Origin of the sequence: Pseudodesulfovibrio indicus (assembly GCF_001563225.1) — a bacterium.
GTDB lineage: Bacteria > Desulfobacterota > Desulfovibrionia > Desulfovibrionales > Desulfovibrionaceae > Pseudodesulfovibrio > Pseudodesulfovibrio indicus.
Genome location: NZ_CP014206.1, coordinates 1,379,392 through 1,403,255, shown reverse-complemented (window position 1 = coordinate 1,403,255; position 23,864 = coordinate 1,379,392). Strand labels below are relative to the sequence as shown.

Here is a 23,864-nt window from a genome sequence, read left to right as displayed (position 1 = left end):
CGGCCGGGGCGGGGTCAGGCCGTGGAGTCGAGCAACAAGCGCACGGCCACCCTCTCGCCGGGCGCAAACCTCGGCCCGAAGGCCGGGCAATGGGCCTCCACATCCGGGAACCCGGGGGCGTCCTCCCGGTGCAGGACGTAGCGGACGTACGGCCCCATGAACTGGGCTTCAACCACCGTGAACGGTCCGCCGGGGGCGCGCTCGGGCAGGACCCGTTCGGGCCGGACCACGACCTGCCCGTCCACCACGGCCGGGGGCGCGCTCCACTCCCCGTCTGGCCAGACGGCGCGGGGGATGCGGTTGGCGCTGCCCAGGAACGCGGCGGCGAACGGCGTGGCCGGGCGCGCGTACAGATCTTCCGGGCTTCCCACCTGCTCCAGCCGCGCGTCGCGCATGAGCACGATGCGGTCGGCCAGGGCGAACGCCTCCTCCTTGTCGTGGGTCACGAAGATGGTGGTGATGCCGAGGCGACGGCGCAGCTCGGCCAGCTCGCCGCGCATGGCCTCGCGCAGCCGGGCGTCCAGGTTGGAGAACGGCTCGTCCAGCAGGAGCGCGTCCGGGCCGGTGACCAGGGCGCGGGCCAGGGCCACCCGCTGCTGCTCGCCGCCCGAAAGCTCGTGTACGCGGCGCTCGCCGTACCCCTGAAGCCGGACCATGGCCAGCCCGTCGAGGGCCGCCGCGCGGATGGCCGCCTCGCCCATGTTGCGGCGCGAGCGCAGGCCGTAGGCCACGTTGTCGAGGACGTCCATGTGCGGGAACAGGGCATAGTTCTGGAACACGAAGCCGAGGTTGCGTTCCCGAGGGGGCAGCGCGCGCACGTCGCGCCCCCGGATGCGGATGGTCCCGGAGTCGGGCTGCTCCAACCCGGCGATGAGCCGCAGGGTGGTGGACTTGCCGCACCCGGACGGACCGAGCAGGCAGCACAGTTCGCCGGGGTGGAAGCGCACGGTCAGATCGCTGACCGCCGGAGTCCCTCCGAAGGTTCTGGTCACCCCGGCCAGCTCGATTTCAGCGCCGGGAGAGGAGTTCTCGTTGCTCGTCGATCGCGTCATGACTCTTCCTGTTTCCGTTTGCGGCCACGGCGATGAGCGCCGCGCCGATGCCGGCCATGGCCAGCATGACGGTGGAGAAGGCCGCCGCCTGCCCCACCTCGCCCCGGACCACGGCCTCGAACACGTCTACCGCCAGCAGCCGGGTGCCGGGGGTGATGATGAAGATGATGGACCCCAGGGCCTGGACCGAGGTCACGAAGGCGTACAGACCGCCCGCGAGCATGGCCGTGCGCACCGACGGCAGGATGACCCGCAGGAAGGTCCGCGTGCGGGACGCGCCCAGGCTCAGGGAGGCCTCCTCCTGGGAACGGTCCTGGGTCGCCAGCACCGACGCCCCGGCGCGCAGCCCCATGGGCAGCTTGCGGATGACCAGGTTCAGGACCACGATGGCCCAGGTCCCGGTCAGGATCAGGGGCGGCTTGTTGAAGGCCAGGGCGTAGCCCACGCCGATGAAGGTGCCGGGCACGGCGAACGGCAGGGTGGCCAGGATGTCCAGCGCCCTTGAGCCGGGAATGCGCACCCGCTTCACCAGATAGGCGAGCAGCTGCCCGCCCACGGCGGAGAGCACGCCCACGGCCAGGGAGAAGAACAGGGTGTTGCGCGCGCTGGCGAACCCCCGCGTGAACACGGTCTCGAAATACATGAGCGTGGGCGTGAACCCGCCCCCCAGGTGGCGGGTGAAGGCCGCAGCCAGGACCGCGCCGAGCAGGGCCAGCATGAACAGGGAGAAGAGCAGGCACGCGGCCCACACCGCGCGTCCGGCAAAGCCGCCCAGCTCCAGTCGGGCCGTCCCCCCGCCCCGGTCCGCTACCCGGTCGCGCCCGAACCGCGACTCCAGGACCCCGTAGCCGGAATAGGCCAGGAGGCAGAAGCCGAGCAGGACCACGTTCAGGGCCGAGGCCATGGACGGGTCGTACCGCCCGATGAGCTGGGTGTAGGAGGCCGAGGCCAGGGTGTCGAAGGGGCCGCCCACCACCAGCGGGGTGCCGAAATCGGACATGGCGTGCATGAAGTTGAGCAGGAACGCCGCCGCGCCCAGGGGCGAGGCCAGGGCCAGGGTGATGGTCCGCAGCACCCGCCAGGGGCGCGCCCCCAGGGAGCCCGCCGCCTCCTCCAGGGCCGGGTCGATATTCCGCAGGGCCGCCGCCGAGAGCAGGAACGCCGTGGTGGTCATGTCCACCACCTGCAGCACGAGCACGCTCTTCCAGCTGTACACGTCCCAGGAAATGTGCAGCCAGCGGTAGGTGACCAGGCCGTTGCGGCCGAACAGGAAGATGTAGGCGATGGAGGTCACGAACCCCGGCAGGATGATGGGCAGCAGGGCCGCCGCCCCCATGAACCGCCGCAGGGGGGCTCTGGTCTTGACCACCACCACGGCCATGGCCCCGCCCAGCAGGGAGGCCAGCATCGCCCCGGCCAGGGCCACGCCCAGGCTCGACCGGACGACCCCGGCAAACCTCGGCCCGGACCACAGCCGGGCGTAGGCCGCAAGCCCCCACTCCCCTCCCGGCCGCAGGCTCTCCAGCAGCACGGTCAGCGCCGGGTACCCAACCAACAGGAGGAGCACGGAAAAGGCGACGCAGGAGATCGAAAGCCCCTGCCAGGTCCGCACGGGGGTCATGGGCGGCTCCTCAGGCCGACGGCCGGGCTTCCGACAACAGGGCCGGAAGCCCGCACCGGGCCGCTATTGATACTTGGGGAACCGCTTGTTGAACTCGCCCACCACCCGCTCGCGCTCGCTGCCCCAGTGCTGGATGTCGTAGGGCACGAGGTTCAGGTCCGCGAGCCGGGGCACGCCGGGCAGGGGCTCCACATTCGTGGTCGGCACGCGGGGCGAGGCCTGCATGAGCACCTTCTGCCCCTCCGGGCTCAGGCACCAGTCCACGAAGGCGCGGGCGTTCTCCGGGTGCCTGGCGTTGGCGATGACCGACACGGGCGAGGGCCAGGCCAGGACGCCGTCCTCGGGATAGACCACCACGAGCGGTGCGTCCGGGTTGGCGTTGGCCATGATGTGCGGGTCCGGGGCGATGCCCACGGCGTACTCGCCGGACAGGGCCATCTTGCCGGGGGCCGACCCGCTCTTGGTCAGGAACGGGATGTTGGCGTAGAGCTTGTCCAGGAACGGCCAGCCGTCCTGCTCGCCCTTGATCTGGAGCACGCCGGAGACCGTGGTGTAGGCGGTGCCGGAGGTGTTCAGGTTGGAGGCCGAGACCTCGTCGCGGTAGTCCGGCGAGGCCAGGGCTTCCCAGGTCATGGGCACCGCGAGGTTCTTGGAGGCCAGCCGGTCCTTGTTGGCCAGGAACCCGACCACCACCAGGGAGACGCCGGTCCAGTAGCCGTCCGGGTCCTTGAAGGCCGCGTCCACGCGGGAGCCGTTGGGCGCCTTGTACGGGGCGGTCAGCCCTTCCTTCTTGGCCTGGATGAAGGCGTCGGACCCGCCGCCGAACCAGACGTCCGCGCCGGGGTTGGCCTTCTCGGCGCGCAGCCGGGTCAGGACCTCGCCAGACGACATGGTCAGGAACTCCACCTGGATGCCGGTGGCTTCCTTGAATTTATCCGCAATGACCTCGGGGCCGCCGTAGGCCACGTACATGGTCAGTTTCTTTTCTTCCTGTGCCGAGGCCGGGGTGGCGAACAGACCGGCCGTCACCAGCAGGGCCGCAATGAACCCCGCGAATTTCAATACGCGCATTTCGCTCTCCAACTCCTAGAGGTTGCCGCAGGACATTTCCACCAATGCGGCAACGTTACAGAAAAGGGCGGATGCCGAACAATTGTAATGAACTATAATTCAGGACACTCGAATAGATTGAAACTATTCCACTGACAGCTATCCGGCCACGTCCAGCGGCTCCCAGACGTTGACTTCGGCGGGCCCGGCCACGAGGTCGGCGGTGGCCTCGCGCATGGCGGCCATGTGCGGGGCCTTGGCGTGGGCAGCCAGGTGGGCCGGACTTTCCCATATCTCTTATCTATAGCTCCATTAATTTGGTTATTTTTAATGGAAATAAATCATTATTTTAGATAGTTAAATATAAACCGATATCAACATTCAATTAATGTTGACTTGAATATAAACTGCATTTATTTTTTAGTAAATTTATGAAAAAGCCATGGTCAACAGATTTAAAATTCTAGAAATAACCCTTGAGGGCGGAGAACGGCTCCCTGTTCTGCTTGCGCCAGACGGAACGCTTCCATTTCTTCCGGCTTATTATGTTATGAGCATGTGCAGGCCACGAGATTCAGCCAACACCATAACTGTCAAGCTGACGGCTATTAAAATTCTGCTCGAATGGGCTGCTTTAAATGAGATTGATCTGAAAGAGCGATTTCGATCTGGTAAAATGCTCACCGGCTCTGAAAGAGACAACTTGCTCCATGCCTGCCGCTTACATTTCAATACTCTTATGGCCCTCCAACAAACCACCGTTGTCAAGCTTGGTGGTGACGCAATCAAAACCGTAAATAATGCTACTGCTGCTCAAAGAATTCACTATATTGCCCATTATCTGAACTGGATGGGCTCAGAGCTCATCAAAAACATAGATAGAAGCAGGCCTGAGTTTGGCCAACTACATAAAGTCAGGGCAAATTTTGTAGACGAGTTGAGACTAAGAGCTGTGAGGCGCATAGGCCGGAGCCAAAGCCGAAGTAACCCCCCAAGGGGATTTAGCAAGAAAGTTCAGGATCGAATCGTAGAAGTGATCGTTCCTGGACATCCTGACAATCCATGGAAGAATGCCTTTGTTCAAATTCGAAACCAACTCTATATCACGATGTGCCTAGCTTTTGGCCTACGCATTGGCGAATCTCTTTGCATTAAGCTTCAAGATGTAAGGCTATCTGGCAACTGCCCCCGTATTGAGATTGTTCGCCGCCCTGACGATCCAGAAGATGATCGGAATCCAGCCCCTCAAGTTAAAACATTGCCCCGTCCGCTCCCCCTCAATTCAAATCAGGAGAAAAGCTGGACACCGCTGATTCATCGATATCTTACTAACTACCGAAGACGACTAAAGAAAGCCAGAAACCACAAATTCTTCTTCGTTGCACGTAATGGTGAAAAGCTCTCTTACAGTTCGGCCATTTCAATCTTAAAAACACTCAGAAATGTGTCTGGAATTCCCGACGATCTGACCCAACACTTAGTTCGCCATGCCTGCAACGAACGATTCTCCGAAAACGCAGAAGCTCTACAAATGTCAGCAGATGATGTTCGTGAGGCTCGACGACAATTAATGGGATGGGGACCAGCATCTAGGATGCCAGAGCTATATGATCAAAGATTTATCCAGAACAAGGCTCACGAAATCTCGATGGAGATGCAGGAGGATTTTTTTATCAATAGGAAGCTTAAATGAAGCAGCTGCAAGAGAATCTATTTTATGAACTCCCTAGGGTAGCCTTCACGCTTGACGGACAAACTTACGACCCAAGAGAAGATACCTGGATGTTCTATGACGGGGTACACAGACACTATATTCACTTCAATTTTCTCAGAGAAATTTTTACTGATGCATTGTTTAATAGCACAAAACGCTATTTCATATGGCGAGTGGCTAATTACACGTTTGCCACATCTGAAAAATACTATACAAGTCTAAAAAAATTTGTTCAGTCGACATACTGTGACAACACAAAAATCGCAAGCATAACATCTTCTGAAGTAATATCCTTTATTTCAACGCACAACAACCCAAATACCAGCGCACAGATAAAGACCCTATGTTGCCATTATCACAAGCTTGGCCTCACTGGAGTAACTAAAGAGACTTATGAACAATTAAAAGATATCAAAGTAAAGCACCCACCGCCACACACTGCAGTTAAGACTTGCGACCCAAGACAAGGACCATTCACTGAAGCTGAGTTTCAATCACTAAGCGATGCTGTCCACGAAGCATATTTAAATCATAGCCTTGATGATAATACGTTTCTTCTTTGGCTTTTGCTTGCAAACCTTGGACAACGCCGGAGACAAATAGCTTGGCTAAAAGTGTGTGATTTTATCACTGAACACGACGGAAGGAACTCAATTAGATTTTTTATCAACATGCCAATGGACAAACAAGGGCATGTTGAACCTCGCACTGATTTCAGAAGGCTGCAAATTCATACGGAATTTGCAGCGTTTATTCAAACAAGAATCGAAGAAATAAAACAAGACTATCTCAGACTAGGTTTTGATGAAGATTATGATCTGAATCAGTTGCCTTTACTTCCAAAGTGGACAAACACAACTAAAGGGCGTTTAAAATACCACATGCCCACTGAAACCATTGCTTATTTAATTTCTAATAAGCTTCTTAAGCACACGGGGAAAATCCTAAATCGTCAAGGTGAGAATTTGAATATCAACTCACGAAGATTCAGGCATACTCGCGGCACCAATTTAATGCTCAACGGCGCCTCATTGGATTCAATTGCTTACAACCTATGTCACTCAAGAAGGAGTTCAGCAAAGAGTTATATCGAACTTGGGGCAAAGCATGCTGAGATTGTGGACAAAGGCGTCGCTCCCTACCACAAACCTGTAGTCGAAGCTTTCAATAACAAAATCTTCAAACGTCCCAACATTACCGGCACTCGCCAGACATATATTCCTGTAGGAGCTGCGCAACAATTTGAAGAAGCTGGCCTTTGCGTTAAGCCTACTGGATGTGCAATTTATTTGCCCGATTCAAACGAACCGGAGACCTTTCTCGCTCGAGTCCCATTCTCTTGTTATCGCTGTCTATCCTTCAATGCTTGGGACAATATCGAGGTGCACAAAGAGCATCTTGAAATATTGGAACAAGAACGTGACCGATCGCTACAAGCGTTCAAAGAGGACGGCCCAGCCAGACAACCCGGCATGGCCGTGGCCCTAGACCCAACCATTATTGCTATAAAAAGTGTCATCGCCAGGATCGAGGCTGGGACCATTTCCGAATTTGAAGAAATGGAAACCGACATGGTTGATTCCTTTTGAGGTTGCTTATGCCCGAGAATATCACCCCTCAAATCCTCGCCAAACTGGAACCGTACCTTGAGCAACTAGACCAAACCTGGGAAGCTCAACCCGAAAACCAGCGTCACCCCACGCTACCTCTAACTGTTGATGGTAAAGTCAACGTGCGAGGTATTGCAAAAGTCATAGGCCTGCGCCAAAGCCAGGAACAACATTTCTTCCGCAAGCCAGAGCTGGCCGCACCGATTAACTCTCTAGCTCAAATTCAAGGGGTCAAACCCATTGGCTCCCGTATGTTAGCAGACCACAGCGATAAAGCTGCTGCAGATCGCCTTGCGAGGACGGCTACAGAGAAGAACAACCTTGCCCGCGTTCTAGCTGAAAAAGAGGCTGAGATCGAATCCTTGCGCGACGAAAATGCCATGCTGCACGCGCGGCTGGCTCAGATCGAATCCGCCGGGACTGCAATCCGTACCGATTGGCCGGAGGACTAATGCAGATCCGAGTCACGCGCATAGTCAGCCAGAAGACTTTCGGGACGATTTTTTCCGGAGAAATTCTTGATGGCGAACAGATCGGCGACCATGTCCAGGTCAAATTCATTGCCGCTAGGATTGTAGGCGTTCCCTCTGTAGATGAGACATGGGAAGTCTCCGGGCCTATCACGAGAACCAAATGGGGAGATCGGGTGGAGGCTGAGTACGCCTATCGTCAAAGACCCACAGGCAAGCTCATGATACCTTTTCTCGCCAACAACTGCCCCGGCGTAGGGTCTATCAGGGCTAAGCGGCTATGGGACCGCTGGGGTAATGACCTACCATCTGCCCTTTCCAGTGGTAATGTTGCTGAAATAGCAGAAGTGATTGCGCCAAACCGTCCTCTTCTCTCTCTCCGACTTGCATCATTAGTTATCCGTGAATGGAAACTGCAGGAAACAAAATCCGACCTGGCTGCATGGTTCCAAAAACACGGAATTGATTCCCCCCAGCTTTTTAAAACATGCTTCGCCACATTCGGTACAAATGCCGTGAAACGGCTCCGTAGCAATCCGTGGTGTATGGCTTCAATGATGAATTGGGAACAGTGCGATGCGCTTGGCTTAAAGGTACTTTCTGAAATTGGATCAGATGCACCTCTTGACTCAAACAAGCGCCTCCTTGGGGCCGTTGATTCATCCGTCAGAGACATTTTAACGTCCGGCTCTACCTCAGTTAGCCTGTTCGGCTTAAAAGAACTCCTGAAGGCCAAACTGGGGGACTCCAAGCTAGTGCATGACGCCATACAACTAGGACTTAGATATGGTGCGATCCTCCATGACGACAGCAAATGGATGGCGCCAGGATCGGCTTACATGGAAAGCGCTGTTGTCGGTGCCTTGCGGCGGCTTGAAGACAGCGGCAAAATCAAGGTCGATGAGCAAAACGTCAAAGATATACTGGCGACGCTCAGTGTTGGCCACGTGAAGCCCGACGTTGAGCAGTTTCGGGCTATGTTTCACATCCTGCGCTCTCCTTTATCGTGCCTGGTGGGCGGCGCTGGAACCGGCAAGACCACGATACTGCGCTACATCGTGCGGCTCTGGCATCGGCTAGGCGGCAATGTTTTGATGGCTACATTGAGCGGCAAAGCGGCGTTGAAACTATCACAGTCAACTGGCCTACTAGCAAAGACGCTGACCCGCACCTTGGCAGAGCTCGAAGAAAAGAACGACACCAATAACGACCTGGCTGAAATCAACGAAAAGACGTTGGTTGTTATAGATGAAGCCAGCATGGTTGATCTAGCGACGTTCCATGCGCTGATGAAGCACATGAAAAAAGGTTCCCGGCTACTTCTATCTGGTGATCCGGCACAACTCCCCCCTATTGGCTTCGGTCTCGTCTTTCATGAACTTGTGAAGGACTCTTCCATTACGGTTAGGCTCAAAAAAATTTATCGCCAGAACGCTGATAGCGGTATTCCTTTGGTGGCAAAAGCTTTACGCAAAAGGTATATGCCTGCTTTTTCTCTCTATCAAGGTAGGGGCGAAGGTGTCTCCTTCATCCCTGCTGCGCTGGAAACAATTCCGGCAATTATTGAACAGGTAGTTACCGACTTCGGTGGCTTTGATTATTTGACGATCGTCACCTCAACAAACAGTGGCCCGGCTGGTGTGGATCGTCTCAACCGCCTGTTCCATGATAAGCACAAACATCAGAATGGACAATTTGAACTCAAAGGAAGCTTGGGCCAATACTTCTGCCCTGGGGAGCCCGTAATCCACCTCAAGAACGACTATCAACGGGGGGTCTACAACGGAAGCCTAGGCCACATATTGGGTGTTGATATCGACAAATACAGTCTCACCGCAAAACTTGACGAAAGGATTCTTACTTTCGATGCAGATCAGCTCATAGACCTTTCTTTGGCTTATGCGATGACTTGTCACAAGTGCCAAGGATCTCAGGTAAAGCGAGTCATTGTGCCGGTTTACAGAACGAGACTACTTGACCCTTCATGGCTCTATACAGCAATCACAAGGGCCGAGAAACAGGTTGTACTCGTGGGTGATAAAAAAGTGATTGAACAGGCTCTAGCACAAAAGTTCGCGGCCGATTGCCGTAGCGTTGGATTTAGGTGGTAGAATGAAAAAACCACAGATCATACACTTCACACCAAAGCGTGGAGTAGACGCAATCGAAAACATCACCGCCTTCATTGAGAAAGCCAAAGGGTGGAAAGTCTTTGGTGACGGAGTTAATTGGGAAGACAACAAATGGGACATGAATGAGCATGCACAATATCGAGTGCGCGCGACTGCATCAATTCAGTGGACAAACTTTGATACCGTACCTGGCAGATGGAATAATAAAACTCCACTTTTGAAGCAACCTTTCCTCGATTTCGCCAAAGCCTATTTAACCTACACACAGGGTTTAAAGCCTACAAAAACATATCTGAACACATTGTATGCGATGCGGGCATTGGAAAGAGCTCTCTGTAATCGCTCAAATAAACCATGCCCCACGAGAATCGATGCTAATGCTCTCAATGCCGCCCAGAAACTGCTTTATGATAAAGACAGAACGAATAACAAAAAGCAAGTTTCCATTCTTTGTAAAGAGTTGGAGAGGTTGAGCCTTTTCCTCAACGAAAGATGTATGTTGCGATGCGCGCCTTTCGTTTGGAAACACTCGGTCAAGTTCACTTCTCCGGACCAAGTTATCGGGAATGATTTCAAAACATACAGGGCTGACAAACTACCTACTGATACTTGCATCTATGCCCTAGCCGACATCTACAACGGCACGGATAATCCAAAGTTCAAACTGGCCGCGACTGTCGCTTTACTGCTTTTTTCAAATCCCTCTCGAATAGGAGAACTTCTTACGCTTGATCATAAATGCCTCATACGTGACTTTCAAAACGACCCAGAGGCTCTGGCAATTAGATGGTTCCCGGAAAAAGGGGCTGATCCATTCATAAAAAGTATAATGCCCTCTTGGCGTGATCTAGTCGTAAAAGCAATCGCTGAGATTCAACAAATTACAAATGAAGCTCGCAATATCGCCAGATGGTATGATAAAAGACCTGACACAATCTACCTCCCTAAAGAACATGAACATTTAAGGGGGAAAAATGAATTAACATCAACAGAGGTAAAAGAGCTTTTATCTGTGCCCGTTGCGGCATCTTATTTTGCTAATAATATTGCTAAACTAGGAAAAAGAGATGGATTTGAATGGCACTATTCCTTTCATGAAATTGAACAATTGGTCATCTCTCGACTACCTAACGGAATGCCATTTCGTCTAAATGAACAAAAGCTAAGGTTTAGCGAAAGCCTATTCATTGTACCATATAACTTCTTTAACCCCCGCTCCAACGCGCTCTCCAACGTTCTATTTGAGCAGGTTAAATACTCTCATCTGAAATCGCTGTTTGGAAAGAAAAACAAAAAATCAATGTTCGACAAACTGGGCATGTTTGAACCTGATGGGTCAAAAATCATATTCAATCCTCATTCAGCGCGGCACTGGAACGAGACCACATCAGAATACGGCCTTGTCGATCAGAATGTTAGAGCGGCATACGCAGGAAGAAAAAGCGCAGGCCAAAACAACTGGTACAGTCACGCAGACAAAACCATCACCTCTCGAAAAGCGATAGAGATTAGAGACCAGGCTGATATTATCCCCCCTAATGTCGATACAGGGATAGATATTTACAACCAACCAGCGACTTTATCTAGTTTAGTAAAAAACAGATTCAACCCCATGAATGATACCTTCAACGAAATAAAGGCTGAAGTGACCAATGCTGGCTTTTGCCTTTTGGGGATGGATCAGACGTGCAAAAAACTCCATGACCACTACCTCTGCAGTGACCACCTCTACATTAAAGGCGACCCTAGACTTGAATCCGTAATCCCTGTTGAAATTGAAAAATTGGAATCAGATAATAAGCAATGGCAGGAGACCGCCAATGGAGATAAAAACCCAATTGTGGTCAGGAATAGGCAAATTCTCCAGGTTCTTAACAACATCATGGTGATCCTGGCCGATTCACATATCCCCAAAGGTTCTTTTTTTCGACTCGCGCACGGCAAGGATTACTCTAAAACCCGAGTGACCTATTATCAGAGAAACAAAAAACTCCTGGGCGATATCAAAGGTGGAGCCATCCCTTTAATTAAAGTCGGTGATTTATGCCTAAGCACTTAACTCCGGAACTAGTCGAGCAGATAGTTGAGATCTTAAATGACTGGTGCGGTAAATTGACTTGGCCACTTGTTGTGGCAGCCGTTGAGCGCGATCTTGGCTGGAAATATACTCGTCAAACGCTCGCAAAAAATGATGACATCAAGGACGCCTTTCTTGTCAAAAAAGAACAGCTGAGCGTCGAGGGGTATGCCCCGGCCTATTACACCCCCCGCGAGATGAAGAAGGCTCTGGATCGCTTGGATCGACTTGAAGCCGAGAATAAAATATTGAAGCAAAAAGTTAAGGCCCAGGCCGCCCAGCTAATGCAGTGGGCATATAATGCTGGCATTGAGGGGATAACTGAGGACAGGCTTAATTCTCCGCTACCGTCTGTGGATAGACGTTAGGGACCCTTCAAATTTCACCTGCGCACGCTTGAGCAAACGACCCCATCATGATCGCACTCATTGTTTCCAAGGCCAGGAGATGGGCCCAAAAAAGATCGCAAAAACAAGAGCCAGCCAGCTCGTGCCTGCCAAACCAACTGGAACAACAATATCAAACCAAAAAAAGCGGTGTATTATACTTCTTTGATGAGCCCAAAAACTTCTAGAAAAATGGGTTCATCCGGTTAAAGCTAAATTGAACCTAAGTATTTTTAATCACAATGAGTTAGGCCATTCCAACTTTCTTGTAACAAGAAAGTTGGAATGGCCTTTTTGTTGTTGTCTGTTTGAATTTTAAGGAGGACCATCATGGCCTGCTGTTCGAGTATCGCCTTCCTCGTTCTTTTTCAGAAAGATAGGATTTTCAGACCCAGAACAGCTGACATTCACCCCTTTTTTACCGGGCAAATTCCATTTTAAATAGAACAATTCATCCTGCAGCCATTAATGAAATATTTCGCCCATCGAACCGGTTTTGAGTGGCCTGAAACCCAAACAGATGGCCTATCCCATCCTTTGCGCCAACAGCAGCCAGTGTCGATTATACTTATTAAACGGTAGCTTATTGGAAATAGCTACGATAGTTTTGCTGCTCGAAGCATCAAATATCGGACAATAGCTTATCAAGCTCTACCGACAAGGCCTTGGCCAATTTGATCATGGTCAGCAGGGATATATTCTGGAGCCCTCTTTCCATTCCGCTGATATACGTTCTATGTACATTGGCCAATTCAGCGAGTTTTTCCTGGGACAATCCAACTTTTTCTCTTTGGCAACGCACGGAAGCGCCAAATCTTTTCATAGCCTGGCGTTCCCGTTCAGTATAACTCTCAACGTCTTTTGTGGGCACAGCACACTCCTTGGGTGTACCCAAGAGTGCTTGACGAGATGAGTATATTTCTACAGAGTATACTCTTCATCTGTGCCAGTTTTTTTGAGAGTGACCTAGTCAACTCTATTTGTGAGGAGAGGACAAATGGTTAAAGTTGAATCAGAAAAAGAACTTGAAAACTTTTTGGCTCGCACTCTCGCCGGAATTCCCAATATGTTGGTGGAAAGACAGGTAAGACTTGGCCCCTATGGCAGAGCGGACATCTTAGCTTGGACAGTTTTAGATCTTGACGGAGTCAAGACGCTGTTGGGACATGTCATTGAAGTTAAAAAAGAAGACGCCGGCCTAAAAGCTATTTTCCAACTTAGTAGGTATGTAAAAGGGGTTGAAGTTTCATTTATTGACTTAAAGAATAAAAATCCAAGCGTTGTAGATGACGTATTTGTTCTTGGCTCATTGTTTTGTAATAATGTCATTGATACAGAAGAAGTTGGGTACTTGTTGGCGCAAATGCAAAATATGTATATATATAAATACTTAATTAGCATGAAGGTTGGAATAAAGGCGAAGAGATGGCCTGGATGGATTAATGGAATAATTGATCATCCAAAAGGCTGTGCCATCATAGACATAAATGATTTACTAGCGGCTGAAGAGAAAAGCGCTGATAATATAAATTTTACAGCAAAATACTATAATCCATTTTGGGATATATGTATTTAATACGGCATGATGCCTTACTCGTGTCTGGTATATAGTAGGTTAAACTCGATAAGGGGAATTAATGGCAATACTCGGGCGATGGCGCTGTATTAAAGATTATGAGGGTAAATATTTTCTGACTGGTTACGTGTCTGGCCATCCACGGTTAGGCTGGGGAGAGATCGTAACTAACGAAGTCAACCCTGCGGAGTGCAAGCCAGGCGCTAAAGTTATCTCAGCTTCCGGCACAGAATATGAGTTACTTGAGGAACTGCCAGCTGATCAAGTCCCCCACTATGCTGTGGATATTATTCTTGACCGGGCAATGAGCCGCCTAACAAAGCGTGAGATTGGCACACTTCACGATGAAGATTTGTTAAAGCTACGCAGCTTAGTTGAGAAGATGGTATGCGGAGAGTTGGATTAATCAAGATAGAAGTGGGTCCACTTCTACCGAGAATCAAAACATAAAAAACCAAGTAAACAATCAGATCATCCAAATTGTCTGATGGGCATATAATGCTGGAGTAAAAAGTCTCACAAAAGAAATTTTGCCCCCCTCCCCCTGGTTCATAGAGAATAGAGGCATCTCAGCCCGTAAGGTAGTGTAACAATGGCCGGACGACACTCTCCCCAGCACGTCAACAAAAGTCCATAAGTGTTTGGAGCGGAAGGACCCTATTTCGAGTTGTGAAGGAATGCTTTCGAGCGATCCTGTAAGCTTCTTTCAGCCTGGTAGTCTTGGTGAAATCAACCTCTGGACTCGCTCCTGAAAACATGTCCTCAAGTTCTTCAAGATCAAAGCAGTTGCAATTAGGTTCTCCGTTGTCCGACAAAACTATTGTCCTACATCTAGGACACTCTCCCCACCTGATCGAATCACGCGTAAATACGGGTCTAGTATTCGTGCCGATTAGGCTATGCCCTTTTCTGATTGGAAAGCCTTCAAGGATAACCAGATCACCATTGAATTCTACCCAAAGCAAAGCTTTTTCCATTTCCCGTTCGGCCAACGCCCCTGCGGGTTTGATTTCGAGAAAACTATCATAGTTGGGCAACCAAAAATCAGGACAGTATCCGATCCCCTCATCCAATAGAAAACTATAGGGCTCATAGTCATATTTGATGGATAGGGCATCCATAAAAACCGCCCATTGAGCTTCCAGTTTGGATCGAAAAGTGTGTTCCCCGTACACCACCCTATGTGCCGAACGAGAATATTCACGGCGGTATTTCATAAAAAGACAATCTTAGTTGATAATGTGAGAATCAATAAATGATGTAGCGAAATGATCTCATTAATATATCCTTGCCCTTTTCCATTTTGGTATGAAGCATAAATGACGTACCCATGGAATTCAGTACCAGATGTGCTACGCCGCTATTGAACGGAAAACTTCATCCAAAGCGGCCTGTGGTCTGACACCAACTCTTTCATCGGATCATGGCCAAGTTGCTCCCAGCCTGGTTGGTGGCTGCATCCTCCGACTTCGTCAAAATGGAGAATGCCCCAGTCCTGGCCGAACTGACCGCCTGATGGCCCTCCAGTGAACTTTTCGGCAACACTCGGGCTGAGCATGACGATGTCATACACCTTGGCATTATCATCAGATATTGTCGTTGAAAGCCACTGAGGATCATCATTAGGTAATCCCAATCCCGAGGCATGTGAGAAAGTTGGTTCGACGATTTCATTAAAATTCGGGTCAAAGATCGTGATGTTCGGCGCGGAGAAGTCACCATCATATTTAAGGTGTTTTACGGACTCTTGCTCATCGCCAAACCGGTTGAAATCCCCCAAAACGATAATGTCCGGATCTTGACTGTATTTCGAAGGAGTCGGCGTAGAAAAGATCATGTCGATCTCTTGGTAGCCATCGATTCGTTTAGATTCATTACCCCACGCTAAGTGAGCAGAAATAAGCGTGAAGTCGAAGTTGCCAGTTAACCATTTTGTACGGACAAGATCGCGCCCGTCAATTGGGATGAGTTGGGTGTACTTGTTAGTCCCAGGAATTACTTGTGGCGTCACCACTTCCGCCTTGAACATGAATGCCATGCTTTCATACATACGAAACCCGTATCCAATATTGTCGCTGACGAAGTAATCGTAGTTAATGCCGTGACGAGTTTTCAGTGTAGCAACTAAATCTCGCATTGCAGCCTTGCCTGGGTCACCATATTCGAGTTCCTGAATCGCCACTAGGTCAAATGCCCCCACGGCAATGACATCGGAAATCGCGGTGATGCGCTTGGGAATTTCAGGAGAGTTAAGAGTCTCAGGATTAGTGTACTTTTCTGCGAGATTCCCGAGAATATAAACATTGAAAGTACCGATGATGATCTCCCCATCAGCTCTACTGGGGCAGTCCATGCCCGCATGCGCGGGGGCGATGGCTAAAATCAGAATGAAAGAAATCAGGAATCTCATTGTATACCTCCTTAATATGTCCAGACCATATCAGAATCGGACGTACTGGTGGCTAAATTATCAAATGATCGTTAAAACATCCAGAAGCACCCCTTATTCTCTACCAGTCCATTATCCGACTAACGCAGTATGGAATATAAATTCAGACAGATAGCCTTGACATATAGGCGGCACGAATTATTTTCGACTATCCGGGGTAACATCCAAGAAGTGGAGGAGAAATGTCACTCGACCTTCAAAAGCATTTCAAAAAATTTCACGAGGCCATTGAGCTGGGGAATCTGGATGACACGAAAATCCTGCGCGAAAAACGGGATCTGCTGATCGCTGAACTCAACGAGAACCTGGAGGACGGGCTCAGCTTCGCGCATTTCAACCAGGGCTCCTATGCCATGGGCACCGGCATCTTCCCCAAGGACGGCGATTATGACATCGACGTCGGGCTGCTTTTCAACGCGACCACTGACGATTACAAGAACTCGGTGGAGCTCAAGGAAAAGGTTTATGACGCTCTAGATAGGGCTAGCCGCAATGCCGATATCCGGCGCTCCTGCGTGACTGTCCAATATGTCCGTGAGAACGTACCTCAGTACCACGTTGATCTAGCCATCTATGCAAAAGACCCCAACGAGTATTCCAACGATATCTACATTGCAAAGGGCAAGCGGAACTCTGATGCCGACAAGAAGTTCTGGGAGAAGTCCGACCCCAAGGGGCTGCTTGCCAAGGTAAACAAATATTCCGACGACCCGGATGAACGCGCCCAGATGCGCCGTGTCATCAGGTATCTGAAGAAGTGGCGCGACAAGACGCTTGGTGGCGAAAAACCCTACAGCATCGCCCTGACGGTCTGTGTCCTGAACCACTTTATTCCTAAGCGAAACTTTAATGCGACCTACAACGACCTTGAGGCCCTGATCCTCCTGGTCGACACTCTACTGTTCGTCTGGGGGGACGGCCTCAAAGCCATGTTGCCAGTCGAACCGTTCTGCGACCTCAACGCGGATTTGACTGATATTCAGATGAGCAATTTCAAAAAAACCATGGAAACCCTCAAGGGAGCCTTGCTTGAGGCCGCCGACTGCGACCTTGAAACTGACGCCTGTAAAATCCTTCGCAAGCAGTTCGGCGACGATTTCCCGGTGCCGACTGAGGCAGAGACGTCCCAAAAGACCAAGCGGGCTGTTGCCCCGGCCGGAGCGAGTGCGTGAACCTGGATCTGGATCAGGTTGAAGAATGGTTGGCCGCACATCCAGAGATCCACGACGTCGCCAGGCGAGAGGTTCTGGATGGCAAGCCTTCTTTTGAGCACGAGAAGACCTGTCTGGCTGCATGGGATGTGACCTGTACCATTGATGGCGAGCCCCATGATCTCGTCGTCGTCATCACCAATCAGTTCCCGGCGGACATGCCCAAGGTCTATCTGCGTAATCCGGAAAGGTACGAACTGCTCAACCATGTGAATTGCCATGGCGATATCTGTTTCTGGGATCGGCGCGCGGGTGGATTCTTTGCAACCTCCCGCCCCCGGGACATTCTGTCGTCCGGCATATACGCTGCCCTTAAGAGGTTGGAGGAAAGCCTCAAGGAGCCAGATCCAGACAACCTCGTCGACGAATTCGAGGGATTCTGGCGCTGGCTCAAGGGCAAGCAAACTGTTGCCTTCTTTGCCCCGCCAGCCAGGGAATCGGTTCGGATGACAGTCAGATCCACTCACAAAGGATCCACTATCACGTATGCCGGAGAACTCCCGTCGGCGGCTTATGCCCAGCGTTTCAAAAACGGTGATCCCGAGACAGCCTGGTACTTTCCCCTCGACACTCCTGTGTTGCCGCCCTCCTCCGACACAGTGTCGGCGGCCTACGTGCGCTCGCTGTTTGGTTCGGTCAAGGTGAAGACTTCCAAGTTCGACGTCTGGATGAAAAACGGAAAGTTCCGTAAAAAACCGTCAGGGAAGAAGTCCAAGTTCAGGAAAAAATCGGAGAAGGACAGGCCCAGGACATCCCAGACTCAGCACTATACCTTTTTCTTCTCCACCCCTCGGCCCGCAGGCGGGCATGCCCTCTTCGGGGTCCACATAAAAGGCAGGAGCAAGGAGAATTTTTTTGAGAGCGACAGCGAAAAGCCGTGGGAGATCACTCCAATTGAAATCGAACACCACTACAGGGAATTCATGACCGAAAGAGCTGGTGCAGAGTACGACCTAACGGAGGTGTCCGTGGCCGTCGTCGGCTGTGGGGCTGTCGGCTGCCGGGTGGCCGAGAAGTTGACACTCATGGGAGTTGGCGAACTCGTCCTTGTGGACTCCGATTATTTCACTCATGAGAACGTCTTTCGCCATTATCTCGGGAGCAGTTCAATTGGAACAAAGAAGGCCAAGGCGCTTGCCGACAACCTAGCCAGTGAACATGTCGGCCTTTCGACCGTTTGGAGACATATGGGTCGGGAGGAATGGCTTGAGGACCACGAGGGCGAAGCAAAACGAATGGATTTTATCGTCGACGCAACCGGCGACTTCAACGGAATGCGCGAAGTCAGCCGACAGCGGGAGGGCATGGGGCTGCCTCCAATACTTTTCACCTGGGTGGAAGCCGCGGGAGTCGGCGGCTTCGCCGTTTTGGACGGCGATACCAAGGGCTGTTTCAACTGCCTGGTCAGGGATCGTGACCAGGGCCCGTACATGACCTGCCACTATCTAAAGCCCGACCAAGTCGTGGCTAAGGACTTGACCGGTTGCGGCAGCTTCATACCCTTTTCTGCCCTGGATGCCGAAAAGACTGCTATCATGGCCTGCGAAATGCTTTTGGACACCATCAATGACCCAGAAGGATCCCCGAGCATGTACCGTTCATGGCGAGGCCGGGCAGACGTGGCCGAAAAGATGGGGCTGGAATTCAATCCTTCTTTTGAGGCGGACTCTCCTCTCTCAGTGAAGGATTCCCGAGACTTTGCAAGTGTCATCTGCCCGGTATGCAGGGGGAGATGATGAGGATGAATTTTGCGCTGTCAAGCGGCAAGCTGATTCTCATGGAGGAAGCTGTCGAACAGATGCTTGGGTATCGCCAGCTTGACCTCAAGGACAAGGAAGCCGGTGGCTTGCTCATCGGACGCTTTCCTCTTCAGGGAAACCATCGCGTAGTCGAATCGGTGACCGTCCCGTATTTCATGGACCGCCGTCGCAGATCGTTTTTCTTCCGGTCCTGTTTCCACAACCTGAAACTCCATAGGGCATGGAAGATATCTAGCAGCACCCTGACGCTTCTTGGGGCATGGCATACACACCCTGAGCCGGTGCCCACCCCGTCTTCGACTGACCTGAAGGACTGGAACAGTCTTCTTCGAAAAGGGAAATACGAGGGCTCAAGTCTCGTTTTCCTCATCGTTGGGACAGAAAGGACCAACGCCTGGATCGGATTCAAAAACGGCGTGTGCAAACAACTCACGGAGTTATAAAATGAAACTTTTTCAGACGATATGGAACGGGATCACGTGGCTATTCACCATGTGGCTGAAATACAGATCTATGGACCCGGGTCTTAGGGCTGCCAACGGGGTGTTTTTGGCCGGGACGTTTGGGGCAGGGGGGGCTGGGTTTTGTCTCAAGGCCGACCTGGAGTTTCCTGTCTTGTCTTCGGTCACCGCATCGTGGGGCGCACAGGCCCCGCTTTGGATGTCTATCAGCCTAATGGCTGTCGGTATTGTCTGTTTCATCTTGCGCATCAAACATTGCGAGAAGAGCTGGTCGACCGCCCTAGTGTATGTTCGCGGCCTATCCAGGATGGCTGAGGCTCCTCCCAGAGATGACCTACCATCCAAGTATACCTTGGGTCGTGTAATCCCCTTTTCCTACCCGATCATTGACCGGGCAACTCCAGAGGAGAGACTCGACGAATTGAAACAAATTGAGCGGGACCTGAAACATCGGATATCCTCCGAGGAGCAAAGCCCCAAGCACGTGCTTTTCGCCGGTTTGGCAGATGTCCCCCTGCTGTATGCCGCAGGATGCCTCCTGGGGACGCGCAAAGGCCTTGAGGTTATGGATTATGACCGCAATGCACTTAAATGGAGCACTCTTGATGAGTGCGACAGCGGCAAGCGGATTGAGATAGCCAAGCCCAAGGAACTTAAAAAAGACTTGGCTATCGTTATCCCTTTCACCATTCCCATACATGATGAGCAGATCCCAGAGCACCTGCGTGACTGCATTGCCCGGGTCGAGCCTCAGTGGGACATCAAGACCGATGCAGTCCTTTGCGAGCGGCAACTCACGGAGATTACGGCTGCAATCAATGATTACATCCGTGACGTCCGCGGAAAGATCGAGCGGGTTCATCTCTTCCTCGCCACCGGCGCTTCGAGCGCTTTCAAACTGGGGATGTATTATCAGGAAAATGCCTATCCCGAGACGTTCGTTTACCAGTACGACTCTAAGACTAACCAGTACGTATGGGCTGTCAGAGTAGATAAGGGGCGGCAAGAAATAGTTCAGGGGTAACCTACATAGCTGCTAATAAACCAGTTAGAATCGGTTAAGATAAAAAATAATTATGAGGCAAGGACCCGCAGCGTATCAGCTTTGGAAGACGCAATTAACAGTTATGGCGTGCCAGCACATCCATAGGTGGCATATGGCCCTGGGCCTAGCTCTGGGTTTCAAGCCTCGTTAAATCCTCTCTATGTTGGAAGATAACGCTAAAAAATGATTACCGCCTCTTCCTAAAAAACGCCGCTCAGTGGTTCAACAAAGTGGACCCACTTCTGACTTTACAGTTTGACGTCCTGTTTTGATGAGGTATATCAAATTCTAAAACTATCAAAACATAATACGTTTATGATATTTTGGCTTTTGTATAATCCTTGCCATTCCAAATTTTAGGGTAATTTTGGGGTATGAAATATGTCTACAACTGAAACCAAAAGAGATGTGATCGACTATCTTTGGGAATGGGCCGAAGAAACCGGGAACTGGGCAAAGATTCTTGTTCAGAAGGTAGTCCAGAAAGAAGGCCACTTGGTAGAAGCTGAAAGGGACGAGGTCTATTCCGCTTTTCTGCAGGGCATTGGTCTTGGTAAAAAGGGACAGGAAACTCCAGAAATCACGAGGCCCGCATTTAGTGCTTCAGCAGTAGATATTGAGCTTGTTAAAATTAGCGATATTTGCGGTGTAAACCGTCTTGCCTCTAAACAGTCCCTTGAGTTCTCCAAGGACATGACCGTAGTTTATGGTGAGAACGGAACTGGTAAAACTGGTTATGGTCGTGTTCTAAAGAATTTTGGATACTGCTACGATGCTGAAACCAAGATTCATCCTGACGTAAATGGTGGCTGTAGTTGCAAACAGTCAGCCTTGATTACTTACAAGGCAGGAGGCATAGACCAAGTATTCACTTGGGACGGAGCCAATGAGTGTATCGATTTGGCTGGCATTTCTTTTTTCAACAATAATTGCGTTCATTTAAGTTTGGATGGTGAACGGACTTTGTTGGTAAGTCCTATTGGATTCCACCTATTCACCGTTATGATCAAAGAGTTAGACGAACTGTCAAAGCTTCATAAAGCAAAGATTGCGACGATAGACACCTCTCTATCATGGGAAGATTCTTTGCATGACGAAACCGAGGTGCAAAAATGCGTTTCTTCTTTAAATAAAAAGACAAGAGATAAAGATATCGATGATCTTGCCTTATTTACAGTTAAGCATGAGGCTGACCTGAAGGCCAAAAAAGACGAGATAAAAAAGGTCAACAAAGAACTTCTGAGCAAAGAGATCACTGACCGAAATCAGCATATCACTGAGCTTGATAGGCTAATCAAGGTTATTGAAGGACAGCAGACCAAAGTGTCTGAAAAGTCTTTGAAAGAATTTGCTGAGAACCTTACCAGCCTGGATATGCTAAAGAGTAAGGAACAGGTCGGTCTAAAAGATGTTGTCGAGGAGAAAGGGGTTCAGCTTTACGACTCTCCTGAGTTCATAGCTTTCATCAAGGCAGCTGACCAGTACATCACCAAGATCGGCAAAAAAAATTACCCGTCAGGGGAAGAAGAGGTTTGCGTTTACTGTCAACAGAAATTGTCTGACAAATCCTCGCTTGAGTTGTTGCAAAGCTATCGAAAGCTTCTGAACGATACAACTCAACAAGACATTGCCAAGGTTACAAAAAATATAAAAATTTTTGCAGACATAATTGCTTTGTTTTCAGAGGAAAACCAATTCAATATTGCTGTGTATGGGATAGATGATGACTCTGCCGCAATCCAGCCAGATTTTTTAAAGACGTACAACTCTGCGATTAAAGAACTAAAAAAGGTTGTCTCGCGCCAGGTTGCAAAAGATGTCGCAGATTATAAATTCGCAGTACCATTCGATGAAACTATTTCAACTTTGGAGGCCAAAAAAGAAGAAATTGAAATCTCTCTGGCAAACAAAAATGAAACTCTTTCAAACCTCAACGAGGTAGAAGCTAAGCTGCAAAAGGCAATCAATGAATTGGAAGACAGGAAGACACTCAGCGAGAATATGGCAGATGTCACAACCGCTCTTGCTAAGTTTAAAATCAAATATGTCCTTGAATCAAACTCCAAGCTGTTCTCGTCTAGGAAAATCAGCGACAAGACCACTGCTGCGCGAAATGAGTTAGTCGCTGATGAATTCCAGAAGACCTTTGAAGCTGAGTTAAAATTTTTTAGACGTTCAAATGCTCCTGTGAGCATGAGCTTTAAGACTGACAAGGGGCAGTCCAAAATTGTTCAGTCTATCAGCGATAGCTACAAATTAAATGAAATTTTGAGCGAGGGAGAGCAGAAGGCAATTGCTCTCGCTGAATTTTTGACTGAGCTGCAATTTGATAAAGGCAAGTCTCCTGCGGTCTTCGATGATCCTGTCACCAGTCTTGACCACAAAATTATTGATGAAGTCGCCAGACGACTTTTAAAGCTGTCAAAAGAGAGGCAAGTGATTATCTTTACGCACAGTATTCTTCTTCTAAACAGTATCAGGCAGCTATCTACATCTCCGCTCTATTCAGGCGTAATGCTCAATATGTATGAAGTTCAAATGGATGAAAAGAATACAGGGTACTTAGAACGGATTCGTGCTCCCAAAGAAGAGTCTTTTAATAAGTTTAAAGCTGATATTAGCAATATATTCAATCTCCCCGCTGAAGAGCGCGATTCAAAGAGAGATCAGTTGGCTGCTGATGGGTACGGCCTTTTGAGATCTGCTATTGAGGTCCTAGTAGAATCGCACGTGCTTTGCGGTACGGTAAGAAGGTATCAGAAGAATGTTGCCGTTACGAATTTCGAAAAAATTAAGACCGACAAGATTGATGAGCATCGAGAGAACTTGTCGATCATTTTCAGTCGCTGTTGTGGGTTCATTGACGGGCATACGAACCCTGATGAAATCCCAGACAAGCCCGACCTTTACTCTTTGAAGGCAGACTTTGATGCTGTCCAGGTAATATTCAAGGCATTTAATTAATTTCTAACTTTGCCACTGAAACAAGGTGTTCAGACCTCTGCCCGTAGAAGTGGGGTGGACCACCGAGCGACGATTATAAGGTGGACATGTTAACGAGCGCTCTTCCGGTCCAGGCCAGAGGGGGTACCCCCTTTGGCTTGGTCCCGCCAAGCAGCGTAGCTAAACTGTTCACCTTCAAAACGCTGTTGGTGGTCCGAAGAACCGAGGCCACTTCTTGCGGGCCATGCAATGGCAAAGCATTACCAATTGATAAAATCCAGAGGCAAACGGCACACCCGTTTGCAGG

Annotated in this window: 20 protein-coding genes; 14 read left to right on the top strand and 6 right to left on the bottom strand. The window is 50.4% G+C overall.

Annotation, left to right across the window (positions count from 1 at the left end; translation table 11 throughout):
- Nucleotides 1-14: 14 nt before the first annotated feature.
- From AWY79_RS06465 to AWY79_RS06455, 3 genes are all read right to left on the bottom strand, one after another.
- Entirely contained in the window at nt 15-1,052 is a 1,038-nt protein-coding gene (locus AWY79_RS06465) for an ABC transporter ATP-binding protein (RefSeq protein ID WP_066801761.1), read from the bottom strand.
- Complete coding sequence (locus tag AWY79_RS06460; protein ID WP_066801759.1) at nt 1,009-2,673, bottom strand: ABC transporter permease; 1,665 nt, start codon at nt 2,671-2,673, stop codon at nt 1,009-1,011. Before AWY79_RS06460 ends, AWY79_RS06465 begins: the two co-directional genes overlap by 44 nt.
- A gap of 63 nt (nt 2,674-2,736) precedes the next feature.
- Nucleotides 2,737-3,744, bottom strand: a complete 1,008-nt coding sequence (locus tag AWY79_RS06455; protein WP_066801757.1) for an ABC transporter substrate-binding protein — start codon at nt 3,742-3,744, stop codon at nt 2,737-2,739.
- A gap of 421 nt (nt 3,745-4,165) precedes the next feature.
- Between AWY79_RS06455 and AWY79_RS18170 the strand changes: the two genes are divergently transcribed.
- Genes AWY79_RS18170 through AWY79_RS18975 form a run of 7 tightly spaced genes read left to right on the top strand, consistent with a single transcriptional unit; the run spans nt 4,166 to nt 12,300 of the window.
- On the top strand, nt 4,166-5,416 hold the full coding sequence (locus AWY79_RS18170; protein ID WP_078063645.1) for a tyrosine-type recombinase/integrase: 1,251 nt from the start codon (nt 4,166-4,168) through the stop codon (nt 5,414-5,416).
- On the top strand, nt 5,413-7,026 hold the full coding sequence (locus AWY79_RS18700; protein WP_133987010.1) for a site-specific integrase: 1,614 nt from the start codon (nt 5,413-5,415) through the stop codon (nt 7,024-7,026). The genes AWY79_RS18170 and AWY79_RS18700 overlap by 4 nt, the downstream gene beginning before the upstream one ends.
- Before the next feature lie 8 nt (nt 7,027-7,034).
- Nucleotides 7,035-7,499, top strand: a complete 465-nt coding sequence (locus tag AWY79_RS06445; protein ID WP_066807067.1) for a hypothetical protein — start codon at nt 7,035-7,037, stop codon at nt 7,497-7,499.
- Entirely contained in the window at nt 7,499-9,628 is a 2,130-nt protein-coding gene (locus AWY79_RS06440; RefSeq protein WP_066801755.1) for an AAA family ATPase, read from the top strand. The genes AWY79_RS06445 and AWY79_RS06440 overlap by 1 nt, the downstream gene beginning before the upstream one ends.
- 1 nt (nt 9,629) lies before the next feature.
- Complete coding sequence (locus AWY79_RS18695) at nt 9,630-11,708, top strand: hypothetical protein (RefSeq protein WP_133987008.1); 2,079 nt, start codon at nt 9,630-9,632, stop codon at nt 11,706-11,708.
- Nucleotides 11,693-12,094 carry a hypothetical protein gene (locus tag AWY79_RS06430; RefSeq protein ID WP_066801752.1) on the top strand — a complete coding sequence of 134 codons (402 nt, stop codon included), beginning with the start codon at nt 11,693-11,695 and terminating at the stop codon, nt 12,092-12,094. Before AWY79_RS18695 ends, AWY79_RS06430 begins: the two co-directional genes overlap by 16 nt.
- A gap of 47 nt (nt 12,095-12,141) precedes the next feature.
- Nucleotides 12,142-12,300, top strand: a complete 159-nt coding sequence (locus AWY79_RS18975) for a hypothetical protein (RefSeq protein WP_158509863.1) — start codon at nt 12,142-12,144, stop codon at nt 12,298-12,300.
- 434 nt (nt 12,301-12,734) lie between these two features.
- Here AWY79_RS18975 and AWY79_RS06425 read toward each other — a convergent pair whose 3' ends face one another.
- Nucleotides 12,735-12,983: a helix-turn-helix domain-containing protein gene (locus AWY79_RS06425; RefSeq protein ID WP_233491018.1), complete on the bottom strand. Its 249-nt coding sequence runs from the start codon at nt 12,981-12,983 to the stop codon at nt 12,735-12,737.
- Nucleotides 12,984-13,109: 126 nt separating this feature from the next.
- Here AWY79_RS06425 and AWY79_RS18690 point away from each other — a divergent pair, with 126 nt between their 5' ends.
- Together AWY79_RS18690 and AWY79_RS18685 are read left to right on the top strand one after the other, a co-directional pair.
- Entirely contained in the window at nt 13,110-13,688 is a 579-nt protein-coding gene (locus AWY79_RS18690; RefSeq protein ID WP_133987006.1) for a PDDEXK family nuclease, read from the top strand.
- A gap of 61 nt (nt 13,689-13,749) precedes the next feature.
- Nucleotides 13,750-14,094 carry a hypothetical protein gene (locus AWY79_RS18685; RefSeq protein WP_133987004.1) on the top strand — a complete coding sequence of 115 codons (345 nt, stop codon included), beginning with the start codon at nt 13,750-13,752 and terminating at the stop codon, nt 14,092-14,094.
- Between the two features lie 214 nt (nt 14,095-14,308).
- On the opposite strand, the gene AWY79_RS18970 is transcribed toward AWY79_RS18685, so the two are convergent.
- Together AWY79_RS18970 and AWY79_RS06420 are read right to left on the bottom strand one after the other, a co-directional pair.
- Nucleotides 14,309-14,905 (bottom strand): PDDEXK family nuclease, encoded by a 597-nt coding sequence (locus AWY79_RS18970; protein ID WP_158509862.1) that lies wholly within the window; start codon nt 14,903-14,905, stop codon nt 14,309-14,311.
- A 143-nt stretch (nt 14,906-15,048) separates the two neighbouring features.
- Complete coding sequence (locus tag AWY79_RS06420; protein ID WP_066801750.1) at nt 15,049-16,098, bottom strand: exonuclease/endonuclease/phosphatase family protein; 1,050 nt, start codon at nt 16,096-16,098, stop codon at nt 15,049-15,051.
- A gap of 221 nt (nt 16,099-16,319) precedes the next feature.
- Here AWY79_RS06420 and AWY79_RS06415 point away from each other — a divergent pair, with 221 nt between their 5' ends.
- The 5 genes from AWY79_RS06415 (at nt 16,320) to AWY79_RS06395 (ending at nt 23,578) form a co-directional block, all read left to right on the top strand.
- The gene (locus tag AWY79_RS06415; protein ID WP_066801748.1) at nt 16,320-17,309 is read left to right on the top strand and encodes a nucleotidyltransferase domain-containing protein; all 990 of its coding nucleotides are present in this window, start codon (nt 16,320-16,322) and stop codon (nt 17,307-17,309) included.
- On the top strand, nt 17,306-19,084 hold the full coding sequence (locus AWY79_RS06410) for a ThiF family adenylyltransferase (protein WP_066801746.1): 1,779 nt from the start codon (nt 17,306-17,308) through the stop codon (nt 19,082-19,084). Before AWY79_RS06415 ends, AWY79_RS06410 begins: the two co-directional genes overlap by 4 nt.
- Nucleotides 19,085-19,089: 5 nt before the next feature.
- Nucleotides 19,090-19,551, top strand: a complete 462-nt coding sequence (locus tag AWY79_RS06405) for a Mov34/MPN/PAD-1 family protein (protein ID WP_066807054.1) — start codon at nt 19,090-19,092, stop codon at nt 19,549-19,551.
- A 1-nt stretch (nt 19,552) separates the two neighbouring features.
- Nucleotides 19,553-20,593, top strand: coding sequence for an SAVED domain-containing protein (locus tag AWY79_RS06400; RefSeq protein WP_066801744.1), 1,041 nt, complete (start codon nt 19,553-19,555; stop codon nt 20,591-20,593).
- Nucleotides 20,594-21,022: 429 nt separating this feature from the next.
- Complete coding sequence (locus tag AWY79_RS06395; RefSeq protein WP_158509861.1) at nt 21,023-23,578, top strand: AAA family ATPase; 2,556 nt, start codon at nt 21,023-21,025, stop codon at nt 23,576-23,578.
- Nucleotides 23,579-23,864: the final 286 nt, after the last annotated feature.